General features: G+C 54.6%; 22 protein-coding genes. 13 read left to right on the top strand and 9 right to left on the bottom strand.

Going from position 1 to position 25,509, the window contains the following annotated elements; genetic code table 11:
• Positions 1-157 precede the first annotated feature (157 nt).
• Positions 158-1,147, top strand: coding sequence for a 2-hydroxyacid dehydrogenase (locus ACRRUX_RS05490; protein ID WP_432528006.1), 990 nt, complete (start codon positions 158-160; stop codon positions 1,145-1,147).
• A 54-nt stretch (positions 1,148-1,201) separates the two neighbouring features.
• A complete protein-coding gene (locus tag ACRRUX_RS05485; protein ID WP_432528004.1) occupies positions 1,202-1,939 on the top strand; it encodes a dienelactone hydrolase family protein in 738 nt (245 codons plus the stop codon).
• A gap of 68 nt (positions 1,940-2,007) precedes the next feature.
• Here the strand turns inward: ACRRUX_RS05485 and ACRRUX_RS05480 are convergent, their stop codons facing one another.
• Entirely contained in the window at positions 2,008-2,529 is a 522-nt protein-coding gene (locus ACRRUX_RS05480) for a DUF3332 domain-containing protein (RefSeq protein ID WP_432528002.1), read from the bottom strand.
• Between the two features lie 285 nt (positions 2,530-2,814).
• Between ACRRUX_RS05480 and ACRRUX_RS05475 the strand changes: the two genes are divergently transcribed.
• Entirely contained in the window at positions 2,815-3,558 is a 744-nt protein-coding gene (locus tag ACRRUX_RS05475) for a spermidine synthase (protein ID WP_432528000.1), read from the top strand.
• Positions 3,559-3,758: 200 nt separating this feature from the next.
• Entirely contained in the window at positions 3,759-5,279 is a 1,521-nt protein-coding gene (locus ACRRUX_RS05470) for a leucyl aminopeptidase (RefSeq protein ID WP_432527998.1), read from the top strand.
• A gap of 79 nt (positions 5,280-5,358) precedes the next feature.
• On the opposite strand, the gene ACRRUX_RS05465 is transcribed toward ACRRUX_RS05470, so the two are convergent.
• A complete protein-coding gene (locus ACRRUX_RS05465) occupies positions 5,359-6,957 on the bottom strand; it encodes a mechanosensitive ion channel family protein (RefSeq protein ID WP_432527996.1) in 1,599 nt (532 codons plus the stop codon).
• A gap of 272 nt (positions 6,958-7,229) precedes the next feature.
• Here ACRRUX_RS05465 and ahpC point away from each other — a divergent pair, with 272 nt between their 5' ends.
• Together ahpC and ahpF are read left to right on the top strand one after the other, a co-directional pair.
• Positions 7,230-7,799: an alkyl hydroperoxide reductase subunit C gene (ahpC, locus tag ACRRUX_RS05460; RefSeq protein WP_432527994.1), complete on the top strand. Its 570-nt coding sequence runs from the start codon at positions 7,230-7,232 to the stop codon at positions 7,797-7,799.
• Positions 7,800-7,969: 170 nt separating this feature from the next.
• On the top strand, positions 7,970-9,541 hold the full coding sequence (gene ahpF, locus ACRRUX_RS05455) for an alkyl hydroperoxide reductase subunit F (protein WP_432527992.1): 1,572 nt from the start codon (positions 7,970-7,972) through the stop codon (positions 9,539-9,541).
• A 66-nt stretch (positions 9,542-9,607) separates the two neighbouring features.
• Here ahpF and ACRRUX_RS05450 read toward each other — a convergent pair whose 3' ends face one another.
• Entirely contained in the window at positions 9,608-10,228 is a 621-nt protein-coding gene (locus ACRRUX_RS05450) for an MliC family protein (protein WP_432527990.1), read from the bottom strand.
• Between the two features lie 229 nt (positions 10,229-10,457).
• Between ACRRUX_RS05450 and ACRRUX_RS05445 the strand changes: the two genes are divergently transcribed.
• Both ACRRUX_RS05445 and ACRRUX_RS05440 read left to right on the top strand, forming a co-directional pair.
• Positions 10,458-11,768: an APC family permease gene (locus tag ACRRUX_RS05445; RefSeq protein WP_432527988.1), complete on the top strand. Its 1,311-nt coding sequence runs from the start codon at positions 10,458-10,460 to the stop codon at positions 11,766-11,768.
• A 123-nt stretch (positions 11,769-11,891) separates the two neighbouring features.
• Positions 11,892-12,830, top strand: a complete 939-nt coding sequence (locus tag ACRRUX_RS05440; protein WP_432527986.1) for a glucosaminidase domain-containing protein — start codon at positions 11,892-11,894, stop codon at positions 12,828-12,830.
• A 71-nt stretch (positions 12,831-12,901) separates the two neighbouring features.
• On the opposite strand, the gene ACRRUX_RS05435 is transcribed toward ACRRUX_RS05440, so the two are convergent.
• The 3 genes from ACRRUX_RS05435 to ACRRUX_RS05425 form a co-directional block, all read right to left on the bottom strand.
• On the bottom strand, positions 12,902-13,096 hold the full coding sequence (locus ACRRUX_RS05435; RefSeq protein ID WP_432527984.1) for a cytoplasmic protein: 195 nt from the start codon (positions 13,094-13,096) through the stop codon (positions 12,902-12,904).
• Between the two features lie 178 nt (positions 13,097-13,274).
• Positions 13,275-14,681: a cytochrome C biosynthesis protein gene (locus ACRRUX_RS05430; protein ID WP_432527982.1), complete on the bottom strand. Its 1,407-nt coding sequence runs from the start codon at positions 14,679-14,681 to the stop codon at positions 13,275-13,277.
• A 166-nt stretch (positions 14,682-14,847) separates the two neighbouring features.
• A complete protein-coding gene (locus ACRRUX_RS05425; protein WP_432527980.1) occupies positions 14,848-15,261 on the bottom strand; it encodes a hypothetical protein in 414 nt (137 codons plus the stop codon).
• A gap of 333 nt (positions 15,262-15,594) precedes the next feature.
• Here ACRRUX_RS05425 and ACRRUX_RS05420 point away from each other — a divergent pair, with 333 nt between their 5' ends.
• Positions 15,595-16,791, top strand: a complete 1,197-nt coding sequence (locus tag ACRRUX_RS05420; protein ID WP_432527978.1) for a glycerol-3-phosphate dehydrogenase/oxidase — start codon at positions 15,595-15,597, stop codon at positions 16,789-16,791.
• Positions 16,792-16,843: 52 nt separating this feature from the next.
• On the top strand, positions 16,844-17,992 hold the full coding sequence (gene rlmC / locus ACRRUX_RS05415; RefSeq protein ID WP_432527976.1) for a 23S rRNA (uracil(747)-C(5))-methyltransferase RlmC: 1,149 nt from the start codon (positions 16,844-16,846) through the stop codon (positions 17,990-17,992).
• A gap of 221 nt (positions 17,993-18,213) precedes the next feature.
• Here rlmC and ACRRUX_RS05410 read toward each other — a convergent pair whose 3' ends face one another.
• Both ACRRUX_RS05410 and ACRRUX_RS05405 read right to left on the bottom strand, forming a co-directional pair.
• Positions 18,214-18,708, bottom strand: a complete 495-nt coding sequence (locus ACRRUX_RS05410) for a DUF7000 family protein (RefSeq protein WP_432527974.1) — start codon at positions 18,706-18,708, stop codon at positions 18,214-18,216.
• 165 nt (positions 18,709-18,873) lie between these two features.
• Complete coding sequence (locus tag ACRRUX_RS05405; protein ID WP_432527972.1) at positions 18,874-19,812, bottom strand: alanyl-tRNA editing protein; 939 nt, start codon at positions 19,810-19,812, stop codon at positions 18,874-18,876.
• Between the two features lie 468 nt (positions 19,813-20,280).
• Between ACRRUX_RS05405 and ACRRUX_RS05400 the strand changes: the two genes are divergently transcribed.
• Together ACRRUX_RS05400 and ACRRUX_RS05395 are read left to right on the top strand one after the other, a co-directional pair.
• Positions 20,281-20,448, top strand: a complete 168-nt coding sequence (locus ACRRUX_RS05400; RefSeq protein ID WP_432527970.1) for a hypothetical protein — start codon at positions 20,281-20,283, stop codon at positions 20,446-20,448.
• Between the two features lie 10 nt (positions 20,449-20,458).
• The gene (locus tag ACRRUX_RS05395) at positions 20,459-21,895 is read left to right on the top strand and encodes a disulfide bond formation protein B (protein ID WP_432527968.1); all 1,437 of its coding nucleotides are present in this window, start codon (positions 20,459-20,461) and stop codon (positions 21,893-21,895) included.
• 65 nt (positions 21,896-21,960) lie between these two features.
• On the opposite strand, the gene katG is transcribed toward ACRRUX_RS05395, so the two are convergent.
• The gene (gene katG, locus ACRRUX_RS05390; protein WP_432527966.1) at positions 21,961-24,141 is read right to left on the bottom strand and encodes a catalase/peroxidase HPI; all 2,181 of its coding nucleotides are present in this window, start codon (positions 24,139-24,141) and stop codon (positions 21,961-21,963) included.
• Between the two features lie 198 nt (positions 24,142-24,339).
• Here katG and chrA point away from each other — a divergent pair, with 198 nt between their 5' ends.
• Positions 24,340-25,488 (top strand): chromate efflux transporter, encoded by a 1,149-nt coding sequence (chrA, locus tag ACRRUX_RS05385; RefSeq protein ID WP_432528308.1) that lies wholly within the window; start codon positions 24,340-24,342, stop codon positions 25,486-25,488.
• Positions 25,489-25,509 lie beyond the last annotated feature (21 nt).

Raw genomic sequence — 25,509 nt, 5'->3', positions numbered from 1 at the left:
CCAAACAAATGCCAGGGTAACACACTCGAAAGCGGGCCTCAGTGCCCGCTTTTTCTTTGCCTGCGCGCCGGGCGGAAGCACAGGACAAAGACCGGCGAATGCAATACACTCAAAGCCATTGCGGGGCAGGCGAGTGCCCGGATGAAGGAGATAAAAGATGAAGATCGGCTTTTTCAGCGCCAAGCATTACGACATGCAGCATTTCAATGCAATCAAGGACAACTTCGATGCCGAAATTGAATATTTCGATCTCAGGCTGTCGGCCAAGACCCTGCTGCTGGCTCACGGCTTTGAAGTGATCTGCGCCTTCGTAAATGATGACCTCAGCGCCCCTGTGCTGGAGGAGCTGGCCGCCCACGGCACCAGAGTTATCGCCATGCGCTGCGCCGGGTTTAACAATGTCGATCTGGAAACCGCCAAACGTTTGGGGATGCAGGTGGTGAACGTGCCGGCTTACTCACCTGAATCGGTGGCGGAGCACACCATCGCTATCATGCTCACGCTTAATCGCAAAATTCATAAAGCTTATCAGCGTACCCGGGATGCCAACTTCAACCTCGATGGATTGGTGGGCTTCAACATGTACGGCAAGACAGTTGGTGTGATAGGGACTGGTAAAATCGGTCTGGCAACTATCCGCATTCTGCTGGGGTTTGGCTGTAAGGTGCTGGCCTTCGATCCCTATCCCAATCCGGCGGTGGAGGCTCTGGGCGTGCCCTATGTGTCACTTGAGGCCATGTTGCCCCAGTGCGATATTATTAGCCTGCATTGTCCGTTGACGGCAGCCAATCACCATCTGCTGCGGGCTGAAACCTTCGCGAAGATGAAACCGGGAGTCATGGTCATCAATACCAGCCGGGGCAGTTTGCTCAATGCCTTCGATGCAATGGAGGCGCTGAAGACCGGGCAAATAGGTTCATTGGGGCTGGATGTGTATGAAAACGAACAGGATCTGTTCTTTGAGGACAAATCCAATGAGATTATTCAGGACGATGTCTTCCGTCGTCTGTCAGCCTGCCATAACGTGGTGTTTACCGGCCACCAGGCCTTTCTGACTGAAGAGGCCCTGGATTCCATCGCCAATACCACGCTGTCCAACGCCCATGCTGTCCTGAAGGGAGAGCGCAGCGGTAACGAGCTGTTCTGACAAGCGCACCGTACTGAAGGCTTACAAGTCACCTGCTGATCAAGGAACTGAGCTATGAAAGTGACCCGGGAAGTTCATGATGTTGCCACCCCGACAGGTGTGATGCGAACCTACCTGTATCGACCTGAGCGAGAGGGGATTTTCCCCAGCCTGATATTTTACTCCGAGATTTTCCAGCACACCGGGCCAATTTCCCGGCTGGCGACGGCGTTGGCCGGACACGGTTTTGTGGTGCTGGTTCCTGAGATATTCCACGAGCTCAATGCTCTGGGCACTGTGCTGGGCTACGACGATGTGGGCAAAGACAAGGGCAACGCTGATAAACACTCCAAGCCGCTGGAAAGCCACGATTCCGACACCGTCGCGCTGGTGGATTTTGCCCGGGCACAGGCGTTTTGCTCCTGCCAGATAGGTGCCATAGGTGTGTGTATCGGTGGACATCTGGCGTTTCGGGCGGCGCTGAATCCGGATATTCGCGGTGCATTTTGTCTGTATGCCACGGATTTGCATTCCAATGCTTTGCCCAGTCAACCGGGTAATCAAACGCTGATGCGCTGCGGCGATATTCAGGGGGAGCTCCAGCTGGTGTTCGGCCGTCAGGACCCGCATGTGCCGGTCGAGGGCCGGGAGCTGATTTATCGGGAACTGAATGCCCAGGAGTGTAATTTCAGCTGGACTGAGGTCAATGCCGAGCATGCCTTTATGAGGGATGAAGATAACAGGTATGATCCAGAGCTGGCGCTGCTGATGTGCCAGAAGGCGGTGGCCTTTTTCAAGCGGGTGTTGCTGTAGCAGTTGACCGGATATAACGAAAAGGGCAGCTGACGCTGCCCTTTTGCGGTTGTAACACTCAAACGCGATTACGCGCGCTGTGCCACATAAGCCTGCAGTTCATCGGTGCTGACGCTGGCAATAAACTGGCCGTCCAGATAGAAGTCAACCATATCGCCCTGCTTGCGACCGGTCATTACCTGCTCGCTGCCATCTTCGTAGGTCATGGTCATGGCCAGGGTATCAGCATCAATCGCAGTCATGCGGGCCTGGGTCAGCTTAACCGGTGCAGTGGTCAGGTCCTTGTCCAGTTTGTCGTTAACCTTGATGATGGAGTTGATTGGGGTATCCACCAGTGCAGGAGACTTACCGGTAATCGGGTTTTTGCCGGTCCAGAATTCGATGCTGTTGAAAATGAACAGATCAGCAGTCGCAGCAATACCGTAAACAGGTGCCATCAGCATATACAGACCGGCACGGCCATAACGGTTGTCAACCACGCTCAGGTTGCCTTTGGTCACCAGACCACTCAGGCCCATTTGTCCCATACAACCTGCCAGTTGAGTGCAGATCAGCAGCGCAACACCGGCGCCTACTTTGCTCAGTTTCATCGTTCAAATCCCGAAGTTAATAGTGTCAGACATTTTTTGGAGCGCAGATTTTAGCCGTGGCTGAGTTTGCATCTGTGCCTGATGTCACAAGTTGTGGTTAGCGATTCGGGGTGAATGGTTGTGACTGGTGGTGAATTGTTTGCTGTCCGTTGTGCTGGTTTGTCATAGGTTGCTGATGGATTGAGTATCATCAATATCAATTACACCTGTATGCAGTTGTTGTCGTCGCCAACGGAGAGGCTCCAACGTATAATTTCGGCTTTTCGTCAGCCTCAAGGCTATTTCATGTCTGATTACACCCTGCTATGGCAGGACAAGGATGCACTGGGTGACATCCGGGTGCTGGAAGATGACCAGTTTCGGTTACTGTCGTTCGGTGACAACGATGAGCAGAGCAAACAGCTCAAGTCCGCTCCTCACGTGCCGCAGCACACCTATATCCAGGCGATGCTGCTCAGCCTGATGTTCTGCCAACCCAAATCCGCTGTTGTGCTGGGGCTGGGTGGTGGCTCTATGGTGCATGCGCTGCGTCATTATGATGCCGGACTCAAGCTGACTGCCGTGGAGCTGCGCCCCGCGGTGATTGCCGCTGCCCAGAAGTTCTTCCGGGTACAGGCCAGCAAAAAGCTGCAGCTGATTGAAGATGATGCGCTGAAGTTTGTCACCTGCAGCGATCACAAGCGGGTAGATCTTATCTTTGCCGATATCTACACCAATGACGGGGTGGATGAAAATCAGCTGTCGCAGGCGTTTATCGATGGCGCGCTGCGGTTGCTCAAGGCCGATGGCATGCTGGTGCTCAACTGCTGGAAAGAACACAGCCGCGACAGAGCACTGCTTGAGCGTCTGCAAAACAGTTTTGCCGAGGTGTACGCCTGTCTGACCAGCGGCAGCAACTGGGTGATCTTCGCCGCCCGCAAACCCGGAACCCTGAGAACCGAAGGGCTCAAAACGGCCATTGACGAGTTGTCATCCCGGATGGACTATCAGGCGGCGCGCAGCATGAGCCGTTTCGGCCCCTGGGAATAACCCCTTATTCTGATTGTCCACACACGCTCCCGAAGTTCGGGAGCGCCTTCCACAGTAAAATATCCCGGCGCCAGAAAATAAATGTAACGCATTGTTAATCGGCGCGTTATCAACCTTAATCAGCGTAACTCTTTTTGCTATCCTGCGGCCTCTAAAAGCATAAGAACAACCTCAATATAATTACAAAGAGTACCCGCAACATGACAAAGCCCCTCTTCACCCTGAATTTGCTCGCTGCATCCTGTCTGATGACGCTGAGCGCATCGGCAGAAACCTTCAGTTTTGCTGCTGATGACCAAGGCCAGTCTGACACCCTGGTGCTGTTTCAGCAGCAGGATGGCCAGCTGTATGGTGCCGAAACACTGCCCGGCGAAACTCAGGTCCAGCTCAAGCGTGCTGCCGCCGCGGCGCAATTCAAAGGCGCTCAGGGACAGTTGCTGGAGTTGCTGGCGCCAACGGGTATCAAGGCCGATCGTTTGCTGCTGGTTGGTCTGGGTGACGATGCCCTGACTCGCGGTGAGATGGCGGCGCTGGGCGCCAGTGTTGCTGTCAAACTGGGAACGTTGCCACAGCAGCAGGTGAGTGTGCTCAGTAAAGGCATTGCTGACAGCCAGACTTTTGCAGCCCAGTTTGCCCATGGCGTGGAGCTGAAAAGCTATCAGTTTACTCACTACAAGGCTTCTGCCTCAGAGCCAAAGCATTACCAACTGATCACTGAAAATGTCGACGCGGCGCAGGCGGCACACAGGCAATTGCAGGCGGTGGAAGGTGGCGTCTTTCTGGCGCGGGACCTGACCAATATCACCGCCGGTGACATGTACCCGGCCAGCTTTGCCGAAGAAGCCATGAAGCTGAGAAAGCTGGGCGTTAAGGTCAAAGTGCTGGGCCGTAAAGAGCTGGAAGCTCTGAATATGGGCGCACTGGTAGGCGTTGGCAAGGGCAGTGAACGTGAACCTATGCTGGTTGTGGCGCAGTGGCAGGGCAGCGATGCCGCTCCCATCGCGCTGGTGGGCAAGGGTATTACCTTTGACTCAGGCGGTTACAACATCAAGGCCGAAGGCTCCTCTATTACCAACATGAAGTCGGATATGGCCGGCGCCGCGACGGTTCTTGGCACAATCAAAGCCATGGCGATGCAGCAGGCACAGGTGAATGTGGTGGCTGTGATGCCATTGGCGGAAAACATGGTGTCTGACAGAGCGCTGCGTCCCGGCGATGTGGTGCGCACGGCTGCAGGCAAGTCAGTGGAAGTGACCAATACTGATGCCGAAGGACGGCTTATTCTGGCTGATGGCCTGTGGTATGCCCGCCAGCATTATCAACCAAGTATGATTGTGGATGTGGCGACCCTGACCGGCTCCAAGGTGCGGGCGCTGGGCCGTGAATTTACTGGCCTGTTCAGTGATGATAGCCAGATGATTACTGAGCTGACTTTTGCCGGTGAGCAAGTCGGTGAGAAGTTGTGGCGTCTGCCGCTGGCCAAGGCCTATGGCGATGAGCTGAAATCTGATATTGCCGATCTGAAAAATACCGGCAGCACGGCAGGTGCGTCGGTGGCGGCCATGTTCCTCAAGGAGTTTGCCGGTGACAGTCGCTGGGCCCATTTGGATATCGCCGGCAATGCACTGGCCGCAGGCGGCACCAGTGTCTCGCCAGCCGGCGCCACCGGTCACGGCGTGCGTTTGCTCAGCCATTGGCTGATCACTGAGCAGGCTAAATAAGGCCTGCCTTGCGCAAAGATAATGAAAAGCCCCGGATGACGGGGCTTTTTGTTGGTCGCAAGCGGGTTGAACGGCCGCGCTATTTTCCGCCTGCGCCGTCAAAGGGGGCGGCGACGATTTGCGAGCCGTGTTTCTCAACGATTTCCATGATCCCCAGATTCAGCTCCTGCGCGGCGTACTGATAATCCGGCAGACTTTTGGTGCCTACATAGGCGAAGATATTGACCTCCAGACCATAGGCGCCAAAACCCTTGAATGTCACCCGCAATGGCGACTTGTTTACCTTTTCATGGCTCTCCAGCAGCGCCTTGATATCGTCGATGATACAGCGCAGCTGGGCGGTGCTGGTGCCGTATTCAAGGCGCAGATCTGTGGTAAAGCGGATTTTTTCCCGCTCGGAAATGTTTTCGATTTCCATTTCCGCCAGCTTGGCGTTGGGCACGAAAATCAGGGTTCTGTCTATGGTGCGTACCTTGGTACTGCGCAGGCCTATCTCTTCAATGGTGCCGCGTATGCCACCAAAGCTACACAGGTTACCGACTTTCAGCGGCGCTGCACTGTACAGCGTCATGGTACCGATAAAGTTCTCCAGCGTTTGTTTTGATGCCAGTGCCAGCGCCACTCCACCCACCCCCATACCAGCCAGCAGTGCGGTGGCATTGAATCCCCGGTATTCCATCCACAGAATGATGGCAAAGCACACCAGAATGATACGTACGAACGTCAGCATGGGGCGAACCATGGCGGCGGCATGTTTATTGCCATTGTCGGCCAGGCGTTTCTTAATGCCATGTTGCAGCAGGCCAATCGCTGCCCAGCCAAGCCACAGGCTGCTGAAAAAGAACAGCACCCCGTAGTTGACTATGGCCTGGGATGCGGCGGTCAGGGTGACGTTTTGCAGCAACAGCTGATCAAGACTCAGGGCCAGAAAGGCAAATAACGGGCCGCTGATGACGGCGGCCAGATCCTGGCTGATGGGAAAGCTGGCTTTACGGAGCACCCAGGCGCTGACAAAGGTCAGTGGCCAGACAATCAGGAAGGCGCTGCTCAGGTAAATCAGCAGCAGGGCGATTTCCCACAGGTTAACTTTAAACAGGTGGCCGCTAGGGATCACCGCAATCAGCCATTCGCTCAGCGGGCCGTAACCCAATTCCTCATACAGCACCGGTACCTGAGCCACGGTGGCGTTGGAGATTTTCCAGATTTTATCAAGCTGTGCATCGGGGACCCGTTGCAGCAACAGGGGGATTTCCCGATCCTGAATGGTGATGCTGCCGAATTGGTCGCGAAACGCGGGCAGGGCATCATTGGCAAATCCGTCCGGAGAGTCATCGATATCGTCAAGATTGAGCCACAGATTACGCTCTATGATGGCGTGCAGCTGTCGGGCGTATTCAGCTTCCTGGGCTTTGCTCAGTTGCTGGGGAAGAAACCGGGTATCCAGGAATTTGGCTGCTTTTTCATAATCCTGCTGATAGGCCGCAGTCAGAAATCCATTGAGTGCGCCTCTTGGTGTATCCCGCTGCAGTTTATCGCGGTACTGGTACTCGGGTGCAACAGCCGGCAGTGCCTGAGTATTGAGCGGCTCATTGGTCAGCAATTGCAGCACGTCTGCGCTATTGGCGGAAGCCGTACCGGGCAATGCCATTACAAGCAGTAAGATCAGGACGTTAATCATGGTAAGACATTGTCGTTCAGGCCATTTTTAATGCTGCCATGATAGTGTACGAGATGTTAAAAGAATATTGTTTTTGACGGTTGGTTTGAGTCGTCAATCGATAATTGTATGTTGCCATTATTGGTTATCACAAAAATCGATTAGCCCTATTGTTTTTATCATCTTTCCCTAATCGATTCCGGTGCGTACTATTCACCACATCGACGGGGAGATGGCACTGCTCCCCAATCAAGAATCAAATGAAATTCAACGATTAATGGAGCTTTAAAGATATGGCACAGTCAATCATCAACACCACCATCAAGCCTTTCAACGCCACTGCTTTCCACAACGGCGAATTCGTTGCTGTGTCTGAGCAGGACCTGCTGGGCAAGTGGTCTGTAGTGATGTTCTACCCAGCTGACTTCACCTTCGTTTGCCCAACTGAACTGGGTGATATGGCTGACCACTACGAGAAGCTGCAGTCCATGGGCGTTGAAGTTTACTCAGTGTCTACCGACACTCACTTCACCCACAAAGCATGGCACGACACTTCTGATACCATTCGCAAGATCAACTTCCCGATGATCGGCGACCCAACCGGAAACATCAGCCGCAACTTCGGTGTGATGATTGAGGAAGAAGGTCTGGCACTGCGCGGCACTTTCGTCATCAACCCGGAAGGTCAAATCAAAGTGGCTGAAATCCACGACCTGGGTATCGGCCGCAGCGCCAGCGAGCTGGTTCGTAAAGTGCAGGCTGCTCAGTATGTTGCGACTCACGACGGCGAAGTTTGCCCAGCCAAGTGGCAGCCAGGTGAAGAAACTCTGGCACCTTCTCTGGACCTGGTTGGCAAGATCTAACTGACAGTCTGACAGGATGATGTCAGGCCAGCGTCAGCGGCTCAATCCGCCGCGCTGAGCCTCATCAACCACGGCCCGGGCCTTCACCCGAATGCCCGGGCCGTGCTGTCTCTGAACCTGCTTAATTTCAGCCTATTTTTCAGCAATACCAGTATTTATCGGGAGCCAACATGTTGGATACGAACTTAAAAAATCAACTGCAAACCTATCTGCAAAACCTCAAGAGCCCGGTTGAGCTTATCGTGTCAGCCGACGCCAGCCCCAAAGCACAGGAACTTGTGCACCTGGCCGAAGACATTGCGTCTTTGTCAGCTCTGGTATCGGTGAAAAGTGGCACTGCGAACCCATTGCGCACACCTTCCATGCAAGTCACCGGAATCCGGGGAACCAGCATCAGCTTTGCCGGCTTACCCATGGGGCATGAATTCACCTCACTGGTACTGGCACTGCTGCACACAGGTGGCCATCCGCTGAAACTCAGCGAAGAACAGATTGCCCAGATCCGCGATCTGCCCGGCGAATACCGCTTTGAAACTTATGTGTCGCTGAGCTGCCAGAACTGCCCGGATGTAGTGCAGGCGCTGAACATGATGGCGGCCATCAACCCCAACATTACCAACGTGATGATTGATGGCGCGCTGTTCCAGGACGAAGTGACTGAACGCAATATCATGGCGGTGCCGTCTGTGTACCTCAATGGTGAGCTGTTCGCTCAGGGCCGTATTACTCTGGCCGAGATCCTGAATCGTCTGGACAGCGGTGCCGAAGCGCGCCAGGCCGAAGCGCTGGCTGACAAAGAGGCTTTTGAAGTGCTGGTGGTGGGCGGTGGCCCGGCCGGTGCCTCCGCGGCGATTTATGCAGCGCGTAAAGGCCTGCGTACCGGCGTATTGGCCGACAAGTTTGGCGGTCAGGTGTCTGAAACCGTGGGCATTGAGAACTTTATCTCGGTAAAAGCGACCGAAGGCCCGAAACTGGTGGCCAATCTGGAAGCCCATGTGCGCGACTATGACGTGGATGTGATGAACAATAACAAGGCGGTTGCACTGCGCAAAAACGGCTTGTTTGAACTGGAACTGGCCAACGGCGCTGTGCTCAAAAGCCGCACTGTGTTGCTGGCCACCGGTGCCCGCTGGCGTGAAATGAATGTGCCCGGCGAGAAAGAGTATCGCGGCAAAGGTGTGGCTTACTGCCCACACTGTGATGGCCCGCTGTTCAAAGGCAAGAAAGTGGCGGTGATCGGTGGCGGTAACTCAGGCATTGAAGCGGCTATTGACCTGGCCAACATTGTTGAGCATGTGACTGTGCTGGAGTTTGATGCCAAACTGCGCGCCGATGAAGTGCTGCAGCGTAAAGCTAAGTCCATGGGCAATATCACCATTATTACCCAGGCCATGACCACGGAAGTGGTGGGCAATGGCAAGCAGGTGACCGGACTGAACTATACTGACCGCGTGTCAGGTGACAGCCACCATGTTGAGCTGGCCGGGATTTTCGTGCAGATCGGTCTGGTGCCCAACACTGAATGGCTTAAAGGTACTGTGGATCTGACTCCTCGCGGCGAGATTATTGTCGATGGTCAGGGGCAAACTTCTCTGCCAGGCGTATTTGCCGCCGGTGATGTGACCAACTCTGCCTATAAGCAGATCATCATCGCCATGGGCAGCGGTGCTACCGCCTCTTTGGGGGCCTTTGATTACCTTATTCGCCACAGCGAAGAGGAAGTCACTGAGGTCGCTGCATAACCAGTAACTTAATGATTGAACAAAGAAAGCGCCTGCATTTGCAGGCGTTTTTTTATCTCGGAAGCGTTATTGACTGCTGGATGTCTGAGGCATCTGACGGCAGGTTTCATCTGGCATACCGTAGCGAATGAGTGTGGCTTCATCCCCCTTGGTCCAGAAGGTCAGATTCTGCGCTTCATATTTGGCACCCGAGGCACTGCGGCTGATGAAGGCGTAAATCTGCTGATCCGGCGTGGTGGGATTGAGCTCATTGATCACCGCCACCGGCACTTCGGTGTCGTTGTAGAAATACACCATCAGGTTTTGGGTTTTGCACTGGAAGGTAACGGGGGCCGGCACTGTGACTTTCCCTGCCTGAATTTGCAGCTCTGTGATGCGGGTTTTGTAATTATCTTCCACACACTGGCCGAGCTTATCGCTTTTCCAGCAATCATTTCGCCCCTTTATCCAGCCCCTCTGAAAGGCTTTCATCAGGCTTTTTTCCTCGCCGGAAACCTGTTTGAGTGCGGCCTGATAAACCTCATGGAGTTTGTTGTCCAGTCGTTGCAGCTCAGGGGTCTGGCAAATGGTTTGCTCCACCTGACCATCGGCTTTATTGCAGTCATAAGAGGGGGCTGCACTGGCCGTCAGAGGCAGGGCGCTGAAGGCCAGCACCACAGGCAGAGTGAAACAGGAAAGCTGACGCATATCATCAAATCCTCAGTGGTTATCTCTCTATACGCTAGGGGATTGCGCATCATTGGGCAATCCCTGTAAAGGCTGAAAGATAAATCATTTGTGGTTATCGGGCCGACCTGCGATCTTACGCGTCATAGACAGTGAGTTATCGTCGCCAGCTCGCCGAACTGAATCGTTGGGGAGTTGCCACGGACGGATTGCCGTGAAGCCAGGGCTTGTTCGCCGTCGGAGGCGTGCCATGAAAGATTCTGAAGAATTGTCTGCCCAAAACCATCTGCCCGGCCGCGTCTCGTTATGGGGTGTGGTCGCCATGGGCATTGGTTCCATGGTCGGGGCCGGGGTGTTTGCGCTGCTTGGGCAGATAGCGATTCGTGCCGGTCAGTTCACCTGGCTGGTGTTTGTTATTGCCGGCGTGATCGCGCTGTTTTCCGGGTATGCCTATGCCCGGTTGAGCGCAACCTTTCCTTCCAGCGGCGGCGTCATCGCATTTTTCTCCCTCGGCTTTGGTCGCAGTCGTCTGGCGCTGACGCTCTCCAATCTCTACCTCATCACCCTGATGCTTACCCTGGCGATGGTCAGCGAGGCGTTTGGCAGTTATGGCGCCAGATTGCTGCATGATGTGCCGACCACTGAGCAGGTCAATCTGCTGGCTTCGGCTATCTTGCTGCTGATCGTTGGGGTTAACTATCTCGGCGCGCAGAAGGTGGGGCAGCTGGAGTCAGTGCTGGTGATGCTGAAACTGCTGATCCTGTTGTTACTGGTTGTCGCCGGCGTGATGACCCTGCATCACAGGCCTGCGACTGAGCTTGTCAGACTGCCTGTGTCCGGGCTGTTTTCCAGTATAGGACTGGCGTTTTTTGCCTATGCAGGGTTTGGCATGATGGCCAATGCTTCCGCCAGTGTAAGGTCTCCTGCCCGAACCATGCCACTGGCATTTTTCATCGCCATCCTGACCGTGATCCTGCTGTACGTCATTCTGGCGTGGGTGATGCTGGCCAATGTGCCGGGGGTGCAGCTGTTGAAATACGCCGACACTGCGGTCGCTCAGATGGCCAAACCTGTGCTGGGGCAGTGGGGGTTTACGCTGGTGACCTGCGCCGCGCTGTTTGCGACCTCTTCGGCCATCATGGCCAGTCTGTTTTCCCTGAGATCTATTTCAGATGCCATGGTTGTCGATGGCAGTTTGCCGGTGGTTCCGTTACCCCGGGCGCACCAGCGGGCTGGAGTCACTTTCTGGATATTGGTATTGACTGTGCTGATGCTGATCAATGGATTTGAGCTGGATTCCATCGCCAGCATTGCCAGTATCGGCTTTCTGGCCTGTTATCTGGGCGTTTTTGGTGTCGCCTGGAAGCGCCGGCGGGAGTGTGGCGCCAATGTCGCATTGCTGCTGGGTGGCGGAGGCTTGATGTTGCTGTTACTGCTGGCATTTTTGTTTGAGTTGCTGCAGGCAAAGCAATGGCTGCAATGTGTTACTCTGGTGGTTGCCGTATGTCTGAGCCTGATGCTCTCTGCCCGCGCTTTGCATGCCAAAGTGCAACATCAATGAGGGGATTGAGCCGGGCAGCTGTCACTGTATGGTTAATTTACCCGTCACGGCGGCATTTGACCGCTGGCAGTGACGACCGTCAGACACTATGGCCTGTGTTTCACCAATGTTTGAGGCGATATCATGAACGCGAATTTTTCCCATATCAGAGCCTGGTGGCTCAGGGCGATGGCTATCAGCCTGTGTACTTTGTGGGTGGCGTTGCCGGGGGCGGCCGATGATCTTCCACTGCTGCCCGAGCAGGAGTCGCATCCGTTTGAAGATGCCAGACACAAATCATTGAAGGGCGCCAGGGCGCTGGGTGACTGGCTGGATGAGTTGGGATATACGCTGGCGGGCGTTAGACAGGGCGATGCCGTGCCTGCGCTGTTTGCGCTGGATCTGCCGGAAGATTTGGCGGCGGCGCCGCTTCGTGCGAAAGACAGTGATTTTATCCGGTTATTGCTGCCCAATATTCTGGCTGTCAACGCGCAAATTTCAGCGGTGCGCACCCGTCTGGAAGGGCTGGTTGCCCTGTCTCCTGCCAATCGCACCGAGGCCGAGCAAACCTGGTTGGCGGGTTTGCTGGCACATTACGGGCTGGGTCATGAGGTAACGGACAAAGCACTGGAACAACTGCTGTTGCAATTGGATGTGATTCCTGTGGGGATGATGCTGGCGCAGGGCACGGATGAAAGCGGCTGGGGCACCAGTCACTTTGCGGTGGCGGGCGATGCGCTCTATGGCGAGCACAATCCCAGGGGACACAAGCACTATCTGACCACCCGTGGCGGTCATGTCGAAGTCGCAGCGTTTAACTCTTTGTTTGAAGGAACGGCGGCCTATGTGTACAACCTCAATACGGTCAAAGCCTATCAACCCATGTGGGAGGCTCGCCGTGCGCTCAAGGCGCAGCACCGGCTGACAGGTTATCAGCTGGTCGGTTCGCTGGAGCGTTATTCAACCAGGGGCAAGGATTATGTCAGGGATCTGCGTAATCTTATCACCCATCATCAACTGGACGCTTATGACGAAGCCGTGCTTGGCAACGAGCGCGCGACGCTGGTGCAGTTCGAGCGTTAAGCGGTGCTGTACCCGGCGGAGAAAAAAACACCGGCAATATTGCCGGTGTTTGCTTGGTGCCATCGAGAGTATCAGGCCGTGGTATTGATGTTCTGACCAATATTACCCACTGGCTGAGGTGCAGCAGATGGCGCGGGTGCACTGGCAGCGCTGATCAGATCCATGACGATCTGGCCTTCAATTTTCTGCTGGTTTTTGCTCATTTCGGCAATCTTGCTGACATGGCTCATGGCAATATTGAAGCCGGTGTTACTGACTGGCGTCATAGTGCGTTCCTTCTCTTTTGGCGATATGCCATTTGCTTGGTTGTGGCGATACACCATTTAACCATTAGTGGTGATCCGTCACTCAGGGTTTATCGGCAGCCTCAGGTTGAAGTTTAGTGTGCCAATGGGGCATTTGCGTAAAAATGCCCCTCGGCTGGCGGCTGCCGTTACCGCCGCATTACTTTGATGACTGATTTTTTGTTTTGCCATTCAATAACCTGCGACCATAGATAATGCTGGCAGTGATCGCAATGGAGCCCAAAATCAGGCCGATAGCCAATACCGGGTTTTGCATTGAGGTTGGGTCAACGACCAACAGTGCGCCCATGCCGGTCATCATGGTGCCGGACATCAGTTTTAAGCCCTCACCCTCTTTTTCGGTCAGTTTACGCTTGCCCAACGTAGCGGCGAAGATAATCACTATGGTCGCCAGCGGAATGACATACACAATGTTGTAAAACGCCAGATAGGCATAGCGCTCGGCAGCAGCCAGATCATGCATCGACAGTACGCTGGTGTAGATCATCGGGAAGCCAGCAGTGCACAGCAGTTCATAGGTGTTGGCCAGAATTGCCAGCACGGTGGAGCCCACTATCATGGCGCCCAGTGAGCTGGCGCTGGAGAGTTTGCCCATACGCTTGATAAGGCCGGTGCGATTTTCGGTGGACATGGATAATGTCACCTTGCCCCGGTGGAAGAAGAACTCCTTGATGTTGATGGCGCCGGCGACCAGCGCGATAAGCCCTGCGATCAGAATGATGGTGCCGCCATCACCTCCGGCCCCCAGCAGCTGGAACAGGTTCAGCCAGGCGGTCATAAACAGGAAGTAAATCAGTCCGGAGAAGAACACAAAGATACCGCCGACCAGCAACATGCGGCCGCGGCTCTTGGCGTTCACCATAATCGACAGCAAAAACAGCAGCACAAAGAAGGCGCAGGGGTTAAAGGCATCCACTCCGGCCAGTACCAGGGTCAGCAATGGCAGCGACAGTTGCTCGGGTGCAATAGTGCCGACAAAGGGCAGCTCCACCGGTTGCACTGCGCTGGTCGCCTGCACGGGCAGGCCGGTGTCGCAGGTGCCGGGGGCGGCATCCTTGTCACAGGTGCCAAACAGGGGGGAATCGAGAGTAACAGGCGCTTCCAGCGCTTGATTGGGATCCAGCTGGCCTCCCTGGGAGGCATAGCATTCACGCAGTTTCTGTTCGATGAACTGGCCGGTGACCTCATCACTGGTATAGCCCACTATGCTCTGGCCACAAATGGCAACAAAAGGCACGGATGTGGTCTGGCTGTGGGTCGCCTCGGCAATCTGCTGCCAGCGTTCATACACTCCGGGATCGCTGACCAATCTGGCGTCCAGCTGCACCCAGGGATACTTCTGGGCCAGCCTATCAATAAACGGATGGGCCTTGGCACAGTGTGGACAGGTCTTTGACCAGAAAAAGTGTAACTTGACGTCCGGTGCCTTACCGGCCTCACTCTGACTGTACCAAAGATTATCTGCGGCTGATGCGTTAAAAGTGCTGAGAGTAAAGCTGAGCAGAAGCAGCGGCAGGGTGTAGATCCATTTCCATGATGAACCCATAAAACCTCCAAGAGAAATCAATAACTCGCTGATTTGATTCCATAGTATCGGCTTTGTTCTGGGGCTGACGGGAGAAGTTGAAATTCTGTTAACCCGGTCAAGTTCTGCCGGGTCTACAGCGATGGACTAACGTTAAATACGCTGAATAAGATGTCCGGGCAGCAGATTATTCTGCAGCCAGTTGACTGCTGCCGCTTTCTCCATGTTCACAAAAGGTCAGTGACAGGATCCTGTCTTCATCACCGGCGGTGAGGATGCGGGTGATCATCGGATGAGGCAGCTGCTTTTGGGTCAGATAGTTTTTTACCCTTTCCACCCGGCGCTGCGCCAGCCACATATTGTATTCACGTAATTTCTTGTCACTGATCTGCTTGTTGAAACTGAACTCCAGCAACAAATAACCGTCATTTAACCGCTGGCTGTCATCCAGCAGCCTGTCCAGTGCGGCTTTGCCTTTGTGATTAAAGTAAGAACTGTTGCGCTCGAACTCGACCTCACCCAAATCGTTGCCACCGATACAGGCGGCCGTCGCAGGCAAGGTCATCAGGCTGAGCAGCAACAGGGGGATCTTTCCAGCCATTCGTGAATCTTCCTGTGTCAATCTAAAGTTGCAGGATTATGTCTGCAGCAGACCACAATTTAAGCGATATGTGATGTGTTTGCAAACGTCCGTTTTAAAATAACTAATTCATTGAAAATCAATAATAAAAATGGATTTCTGGACGTCTGCAAATTGACGTGTGACCGGTTTTTTGACACTGGCCGCCAGTGGTTTGCTCCGGACAGGACGCTGGTGTCTAGGCGGTTTTTTTCGTGATGTCAGTGCGTTAACTTCACCGCATGGCCGGACATGGCTTGCCAGTACCGGGAATATTCATCATCTTTAAGGCAAATGGATTTTCGGGAGTGCAGTATGGGCAATACAGAAATTCTGGTGGTGGGGGGCGGTATTGTCGGCGCGGGGATTGCTCAGGCCGCGGCGGCGGCCGGCTATCAGGTGACACTGTGGGAGCGGGCAACCCTGGGCGGAGCGACCTCGGCCAATTCCAGCAAACTTATTCACGGCGGCCTGCGCTACCTGGAATCCGGGCAAATCTCACTGGTAAAAAGCTGTCTTGAGCAGCGCAAGGCGCTGCTCAAACTGGCGCCGGATCTGGTGCAGGCCGTGCCTTTCTATATTCCTGTCTATCAGGACAGCCGCCGCGGTGCTGTGACCATAGCCGCTGGCCTGAGCCTGTATGCCATGCTGGCAGAACTGGAACCCCATGGCCGGTTTCAGTTGTTGCCCAAATCCCAGTGGGCGACGCTGCAGGGGTTAAGTCTGCAGGGCCTCAAACATGTATTCCAGTATTGGGATGGCAAAACCCATGACAGCCAGCTCACCCGTGCGGTGGCCGCCAGTGCCGGTGCGCTGGGAGCGAATATTCTTGAAGGGGTCAGCTGTGATGCTATCTATCAGGGCGCCAGAGTCTGTCAGGTCAGTGGCCATGATGGGGCGGGCAATCCTGTCGAGTGCCGAGCCTCGCTGGTGATTAATGCCTGTGGTCCCTGGGTCAATGGTCTGCTGGAGCGGGTCACCCCCAAGCTGGTGGGACTGCCCATCGACTGGGTGCAGGGCAGTCATCTGCTGCTGGATATTGAGCCGCCAGCGGGCGTGCTGTATCTGGAATCCCATCTGGATGAGCGGGTGGTGTTTGTCATTCCCTGGGAAGGCAAGACGCTGCTGGGCACCACAGAAACCGTATTGAGTGCTGAGCCGGTAGCGCCGACTGTGACGCCCGCTGAGGAAGATTACCTGCTGGCCATCTATGGTCATTATTTTACTGACTGGCAGGAGAGCGCACTGCGTAAGCTGATAGTGCAGCGTTTCTGTGGCGTGCGGGTGCTGCCCAAAGCCATGGGGTCGGCCTTTGGCCGCAGCCGCGAGACCATTATTCATTCATCAGGCTCACATCCCGGGATTATCTCTGTGTATGGCGGTAAGCTGACCGAGTACCGGGTGACGGCGCAGCAGGTGCTGACGCAAATTCGTCAGCAGTTGGGCACGCGTGAGGCCATCGCCGATGTGGACCGCCTGACTTTGCCCCCGGCGGAGGATCGGCTAAACTAGCGGCCCTTTGCGCCCAAGCCCGGGCTGTTCCTATCTGCAAGCGAGAGTTTTAATGCTGACATGCCGCTATTATTCCCAGGGTAAATGCCGCTCCTGTAACTGGCTGGAGCAGCCTGTTGAGCAGCAGCTGGCCAGCAAGTCAGCGAAGCTTGAATCTTTGCTCGGCAGTCTGCAGGTGGACAGCTGGTTGCCGCCGATCAGCGGCCCGCAGGCCGGATTTCGCAACAAGGCCAAAATGGTGGTGCTGGGCGCTGCCCATGAGCCAGTGCTGGGGATTGTGGGGCCGGATGGAGAGCCTGTGTCACTGTGCGACTGCCCTTTGTACCCAGAGGATATGCAGCAGCTGCTGCACCGGCTGGAAAAGTTCGTGCAGCAGGCGGGTATCCCCCCTTATCGGGTAGACAAGGCCAGGGGCGAGCTTAAGTTTATTCTGCTGACCCGCGCTGCCCACTCAGGTGAATATTTGCTGCGTTTTGTGCTGCGCAGCCACACTGCTATCGAGCGTATCGAGCGCAACCTGCCGCAGCTGCTGGCGGAATATCCGCAAATCAAGGTAGTGTCGGTCAATATTCAGCCGGTGCATATGGCACGGCTGGAAGGGGAAGAGGAGATTTTTCTCACCGAAGCGACCCGACTGGAAGAAGTATTCAACGGTGTGCCGCTGTTTATCCGCCCCAAGAGTTTTTTCCAGACCAACCCGCAGGTGGCGGCTGACTTGTATCGCACTGCCCGCGACTGGGTGAATGAACTCAACCCTTCAAAAGTGTGGGATCTGTTCTGTGGTGTCGGCGGCTTTGGCCTGCACTGCGCCTCCAAAGCCGTGGACGTCACAGGTATTGAGATTGAAGCCGAGGCGATTGCCTGTGCCAAACTCTCGGCTGAGGCACTTGGGCTGGATAATTTAAGTTTCAGTGCACTGGATTCCACCGGCTTTGCTCAGGGTCAGGATGCCGCCGAAGTACCGGATGTGATTATCGTCAATCCGCCGCGCCGGGGCATAGGTGAGCAGTTGTGTTTGTCATTGTCGGCTTTTGCGCCCAAAGCGATTGTGTATTCCAGCTGTAATCCGGTGACCCTGGCAAAGGATTTGGAGCTGATTGAAGGGTATGACATCAAGCGGGTGCAGCTTTTTGATATGTTCCCTCATACAGAGCACGCTGAAGTTCTGGTTCTCCTGTTAAGACAGGACGCTGAACGCTGATAACTGCGTCAGCCATTCTCGCCGTAGCGACCGGCTAGGGCTGTATACAAAGAGTCTTCGGTCCTGAAAGCTTCTGGCCTCCTTTGGGTTAACGAACGCCCGCCTAAGGGGCTGGCAACGCATAACACTAAACTCAAACACAACAACCATAACCACTGCGGCTCAATGGGACTGGAAACGCCGCGCGTTTCCAGTTCCTCTTGAGGTGTTTGTTATGTGTATTATTCGTATGCCTTCAATGTGTTAAAAATCTCCATAGACAAGTCAGAAAACACACTGCGAATTGACTCTGATAAAACCGTGGCATTGTCGAAATCGGGACTGGCAAGCATTGTAATTTCAAAGATTGACCATTCTGGCATGACATCCTGGTTCACCCACTTAACGCCTTGTAATTTTTCCCAATAACTAAATTGAACATCTTTTGTTTGCCCCAGTAGCCAAAGCTCGAAGCGCACCTCTTGATGATTTAGTACGATCGCTAACTTGAGTTTATGTTTTTTAAGGAAATCGTTTTGCAAATAAAAATAAGTAAAGTCGATATAACCATGCAATACATTAGCAACTGAGTACTCGCCTTTGTAATGTTTATCAAATTCGGTTCTGAGATTCTGTACGATTCCAACAAGGCTTTGATATGTTTTTTGGAGCTCCCCACTCGCGAACGCTTTTTTGTACGCTGGAATTAGAGCATTCAAACTTTTTTCATCTGACATTTCCTCGTCCTCTAAACTCTGCTTGCACATAACATCCGGTTAATGGCGTCTTCGAGGCGTAGCGCCCGGGCAGGGCTTTAGTGTAAACGCCTTCGAGTGGCTTTCTTGTTCCAAGCGCTTATAGTCTCCGCCCTCGAACCATGGGGCGGGACTGAATTTAACCGTTTAAACAGGGACCCGGGTAATCATCTCCACATCACCGTTTTCATTCTGTCTCAGCGCAATGTGCAGGCCGGCCAGTTCACTCATATGGCTGACGTGGGTGCCGCCACAGGGGATGCTGACCGGCTTGCCATCAAGCTGGGTTTGCCAGTAGCGTGAATCAGTGAGGCAATCTCCTTCGCGCCGCATGGTGATGGGCTGATTGGTGGCCAGCCATTCATTGAGCTGGGCGTTGACGGCGGCCTCAACCTCGGGCAGTGCGGCAACGAAATCATCGTTGTTAAAGCCTCGCTTTTTCAGGGTCTTACCCATGCGATAGCTGTCGATACAGGCATTTGGAGTGACAAAGCTGGTCTCTTCGGCATAGCTGTGAAAATCATACTGCCCCAGAGCATCCAAACGGCCTGCCTCTTTACGCCAGAATTTTTGCTCAAGCACTTTGTTCAGCGCCAGTGCCGACAGATGGGCGCCGCTGTGGGGACGGCTCAGTGATTGTTGATAGTCGGCATCCACACTCAGCTCAACTTCGGCGCCGGGGGCAATGGCGACATCCCCCGCCAGCTGATGCACCACCACAAAGTGCCAGCCCGGCTCATCCCGCTTGACCGGAATGGCGTTGCCCACATACAGCTGCTCAGTTTCCACATGCCAGGCGCCGGTCAGGCAGTCTGTCACCTCAATATCCGCACCATTGATTGTCACCACGCCTTTATCGGCAGGATGATCCGGCCAGATATGGGAAACCGGGTGGAATGGGGTGATGTCGGTGAGCAGCAGCGTGCCATGATCCGTGATCTGGCAAAACTGGACTTTGGCATTCAGTTGCACTCTGGAGTTCATCAGTTCAGTGGCGCTTTCTGGCGCAGTGGCCAGGGCGAAGGTCACTTTGGTTGGGCTAACCAGAATCGTTTTTGGGGTAGAGAGAGTTGGCTGGGTGCTCATGTTATTGCTTTCGTACCTGTGAAAAAAACTGCCGGCCATGATAGCAAACCTGAATCGCCACCGTCAGACGCAGTCGGCGGTTCGTAGACTTTAGTCAGGCGCAACAGGCCCATCACCACAAAGCGGGCCGGTAATGTGACGGCGCGCGGCCTGCCGATGGGAGGTGGCGCATATTTGCCATATATCCGTGATAAATATCTGAAATTTATTTCCTTTCAGCATATTCCAAATCACGTAATTGCAGAAAATGAAAATCCAATTCTCAATTCTCGTGTTTAACGGGATACCCCTTTAGTGATATGAGAGCTGCACCTCATTTGGTATCTCCTGCCTTTGCTAATTTAGCGCCGCTCACGACGCAGGGAAATATTCCGTGTCGGTGAGATTTGATGAGCCTTAATCACGATTTTTGATGATTTTTTGAAATTTCATGTGGTTAAGCCTGTTTACCTGCAGCGGAGAGATACCGTGGAGTTCCTGTTATTCTGCATTATTTTTGTCACCGCCTTTCTGGTGGCATTCAAACCCCAAAAGCAAAAGCTTGCGCATATTCTGCTGGTCGTCAGCATCCTGATGAGTGTGTTCATCTGGTTGGTCGCTACCTGGGGCATGTTGGTGCCTGCGGGCAATCTGTAAGGGGCTAATTATGAACGAAATCAACCTGAATCGAATCGTGTCCGTGGCGGCACTGGCGCTGATCGCACTGCCTGTGGGTATCGCCTGTATTATTCTGGGCTTCGGCATGGGGGATACCCCCTGCATCCTGTGCTGGCAGGAACGTACTGCCATGGTACTGGTATCCCTGATTTCCCTGTTTATCATGCGTTACGGCCTCAAGCCCAAGTATATCGGTGCGCTGGTGCTGACCGCTGTGTACGGTCTGTGGGCGGGTTACCGTCACAGCTCTGCGCACATTCTGCGTGATATCGGTCAGGGCTTTGGTCCGGCCATCTTCGGCGTGCACACCTATGTATGGGTTATCGTGGTATTCGCGGTAATCCTGCTGTTTGCCGGTGCCATGTTGCTGATGCAGGGTGACAAGCTGAATGAAAAGCCTGCCCCCTGGAGCCTGCTGAACAAGGTCACCATCAACACTTTCCTGGTGATCATCGCCTTCAACATTGTGCAGGCATTCACCCAGACCGGTCCTTTCCCGTTCATCGGTCAGAGCGACCCGGTTCGCATGAGCTTTGATAAGGACAAGATCATCTGGTCTACCGGTAATTGGCCAAGCTTTGACAAGTTCTCTGTACGTGGTGCCTTCACCATCGAAAAGCCAGATTTCTCGGCCATGACGGTGAATACCGACAGCAAAGCCAGCAGCCACAGCCAGCTCACTCAGGTGAATACAGTTGCTCTGCCTGCTGAGATTGAAGGTGTGGTCACCGGTCTGAGCTACAACCCACAGAGTGAGCTGTTTGCCGTAGTAAGCAGCGACAACTGGGTGTACTTCCTTGGCAAAGATCTGACCAAGGTGCTGGCCAAGGTGCGTATCGATGCGGCTTTCTCTACTGAGATCTCTAACCTGGCCGGTGTGGCATTCGACGGTGACAACAGTGTAATCCTGACTGCGGATCACAAGAGCTTTGCCCGGGTTGAGTTTGATCCAAGCGCCAAAATTGCTGATTACTATGCCAACTTTATGGCTGGCACCGATGGTGTGAAAGAGCTGAAGCGTGGCCGTTTTGAAACTGCCCGTGCCAAGTACAACTATGTGGGTGATATCGCGTTTGATGCCGCCAAGCAGGAATACCTGATGGTGACTCTGCCGGTAGAGAAGCGCAACAACCTGGTGCTGGCCCGCATGAGCGCCAATGACCTGAAACTGAACAGCGAAGCGGTGATCGGTATCGATGCCAAAGTGCTGCCTCAGGTGACCGGTGTGGCGGTTGACGGCGAGCAGGTTTACCTGCTGAGCAACTCTGGCTCTCAGCTGCTGGTGGTTGATAGCAACAACCAGGTGATTGAAGCTGCTGAGCTGACCGGTGTCAGCAACCCACAGGCTCTGACGCTGGTGGGTGAGCAGCTGGCAGTCGTGAATGCCGCCGAAGGCAACAATACAGTTAGCTTCTTCAACAAGTAATCTCTTGTTAGTCAATTAAAAAAGCGAGTGCTGATGCACTCGCTTTTTTTCATCAATCCCGGCGGTCAGACGCTGTGCTTGAGATCGAATCGGTCCAGCTCCATCACTTTATGCCAGGCGGCAACAAAATCGTTGACCATGCGCAGCTGACCACCGCTGGCGGCATAGACCTCGCTGATCGCCCGTAACTGGGCGTTGGATCCAAATACCAGATCTACCCGGGTTGCATGCCATTTCAGCGCACCTGAATGCCGATCTCTGCCTTCGAAGGTGTGTGCCTTGTCATCCGTTGCCAGCCATTGGGTATTGATATCCAGCAGATTGACAAAATAGTCGTTGGACAGCACGCCGGGACGGTCAGTAAACACCCCGTGTGGCCGCTGCTCATAGTTGGCGTTCATGGCGCGCATACCACCAAACAGGACGGTCATTTCCGGGGCGCTCAGGGTCAGCAACTGAGCTTTGTCCAGCAGCAGTTCTTCTGCCGACAGCACATGTTCACCGCGGATATAGTTACGAAATCCATCGGCGTGAGGCTCCAGAAAGTTCACCGACTCCACATCGGTTTGTGCCTGGGAAGCATCAGTGCGACCGGGAGAGAAGGGCACTGTGACGGTGACGCCAGCGGCTGCGGCGGCTTCCTCCACCCCGACATTACCCGCCAGCACGATGAGATCTGCCAGCGAGACCTGACTGACATTGGCGGCATTGAAGCGCTGCATAATGTCCTCAAGCTCAGCCAATACCCTGGCAAGACGGTCCGGCTCGTTGACCGGCCAGTCCTTCTGCGGCGCCAGGCGGATACGGGCGCCATTCACGCCGCCGCGCATGTCAGAGCCCCTGAAGGTCGATGCTGCCGACCAGGCGACATACACCAGATCCGTTGCCGATAGCCCACAGGCTCGGATTTCGGCCTTGAGCTGACTGATATCCTGCTGGCTTATCTGCTCAAAATCCACCTCAGGTACCGGGTCCTGCCAGATCATCACTTCAGCCGGCACTTCCTGACCCAGATATCTGGCTCTTGGGCCCATGTCTCTGTGGGTGAGCTTAAACCAGGCGCGGGCAAAGGCATCGGCAAAGGCCGCCGGATCCTGATGGAATTTGCGTGATATAGGTTCATAAATCGGATCCATGCGCAGCGCCAGATCTGCTGTGGTCATCATAGGTGCATGACGTTTGGCGGGATCGGCTGCATCCGGCACAGTGCTGGCGGCCGCCGGATCGGTCGGGATCCACTGATGAGCGCCAGCCGGACTTTTTACCAGTTGCCATTCATAGCCAAACAGAGTGTCGAAGTAGCTGTTATCCCACTGGGTCGGGGTTGGCGTCCAGGCACCTTCAATACCGCTGCTGATGGTATCGCCGCCTTTTCCGCTGCCAAAGCGGCTTATCCAACCCAGCCCCATGGCTTCCAGTGGGGCGCCCTCTGGCTCTGGCCCGACATTGGCGGCATCGCCTGCGCCATGGCATTTACCAAACGTATGACCGCCTGCCACCAGTGCTACGGTTTCTTCATCATTCATGGCCATGCGGGCAAAGGTCTGACGGATATCATGGGCCGACGCTTTGGGATCGGGATTACCATTGGGGCCTTCGGGATTGACGTAAATCAGCCCCATTTGCACGGCGGCCAGCGGATTTTCAAGCTCACGGTCGCCGCTGTAGCGTTCATCCCCCAGCCAGCTGTTTTCCGGGCCCCAGTAAGTGTCCAGCTCAGGTGCCCATGCATCAACTCTACCACCGGCAAAACCAAAGGTTTTCAACCCCATGGACTCCAGTGCCACATTGCCTGTGAGTATGATTAAGTCGGCCCAGGACAGTGCCTGGCCGTATTTCTGTTTGATGGGCCACAGTAAACGGCGGGCCTTATCCAGGTTAACGTTATCCGGCCAACTGTTTACCGGTGCAAACCGCTGCTGACCACTGCCCGCGCCACCCCGGCCATCACTGACCCGGTAGGTACCGGCGCTGTGCCAGGCCATACGAATAAACAGCGGCCCGTAGTGACCGTAATCCGCTGGCCACCAGTCGCGGGAGTCGGTCATCAAGGCATGCAAATCCTGTTTAACGGCGGCTAAATCCAGCTGGTTGAAGGCGCTGGCGTAATTAAAGTCAGCGCCCAGCGGATTGATTCGCGGGCAATGTTGATTGAGAAGGGCGAGATTCAGTTGGTTGGGCCACCATTGATGACTCTGGCTGGCCGGGTGCTGCTGAACGGAACCGGAAAACGGACATTGGCTCATTGGGTGAACTCCTTTTTTCCTGGGTAAGAACAGAAAACTATGCTGCGCCTGTGTAATTGCTAAGTCTAATGAATAATCCTGCATTTGCTTCATTTCGGCGGTCGCGAATATTCACTGGTTGTTGCCGGTTATTCATTGATTTGTCATGGTTCTGTCATATCATTCAAGCGGATAAAGAACAGCAAAGACGACACTATGATTTGGCAAATATTTGTACGCTTTTTTACCCTGGGCCTGATTAGCTTCGGTGGCCCTGCGGCTCACATCGGCTATTTTCGCCAGACCTTTGTGGCGCAGCTCAATTGGCTGGATGACAGACGCTACGGCAATATTGTGGCCCTGAGCCAGTTTTTGCCCGGCCCGGGATCCAGTCAGGTGGGATTTGCCATTGGCTATCAGATGGGGGGGATCTTTGGCGCCGTCGCCGCCTTTGTAGGCTTTACGTTACCGTCGTTTTTGCTCTTGTATCTGATGGCCGTGACCAGCAGCATCTGGCTGGATCACTCCCTGTTTCAGGGTGCCATTCATGGTCTCAAATTGCTGGCAGTCGTGGTGGTGGCCGATGCGGTGCTGGGGATGTTCCGTCAGTTCTGCCAAAAGACCGCCGCCAAAGGCATTATGTTGCTCAGCACTGTGTTGCTGTTGTTGGTCAGTGGTATTGCCGCGCAGATCGCCCTGATTGGGCTGTCGGCGGTGCTGGGCTATGTGTTTCTGATTCAGGAGGATGAGGGGCCGACACCCGGTGAGGATGCCGGTATCCGCTGGGGTTATCTGCTCAGTTTTGTGATTTTACTGGCTGGAGCAGTGGCCATGGCCGGTAATGGCACGCTGGTTGGCGTGGCCGGTCAGTTCTATCAGGCCGGGTCTCTGGTGTTTGGCGGCGGCCATGTGGTGCTGCCACTGCTGGAAAGCACTGTGGGCGGTGAGATGAGCCCGGATCGCTTTCTGGCAGGCTATGCGCTGGCGCAGGCGGTACCCGGTCCCATGTTCACCCTGGCAACATTCCTTGGCGCTGAGGTGTGGCTGGCCAATCCGCTGATGGGGGCTCTGGTGGCGACGCTGGCAATTTTTCTGCCCGGTTTCCTGTTGATGCTGGCCATTATTCACAGCTGGCATGCCCTGAGTCAGCGACCTAGGGTGGCCGGCATTGTTGCCGGTATCAACGCCGGGGTTGTCGGCCTGCTGTTTTGTGCGCTGTACAATCCGGTATTTGTATCGGGCGTGCAAAATGCCACTGATATGGCGCTGGTGGTCGCGGGCTTTGGTCTGCTGAAGTTGGTGCGGGTGCATATTGTTTTGCTGGTGGCGGGTTTTGCTGCTGTGGGTATGCTGCTGACCCTGATTTGATTGGTCCCGTGGGACTGGCTT

Origin of the sequence: Shewanella sp. GXUN23E, from assembly GCF_050865035.1 — a bacterium.
In the GTDB taxonomy this organism is placed as follows: Bacteria; Pseudomonadota; Gammaproteobacteria; order Enterobacterales; family Shewanellaceae; genus Shewanella.
Note: the sequence above shows the minus strand (reverse complement) of the source record. Positions and strands in the feature narration are given on the sequence as shown.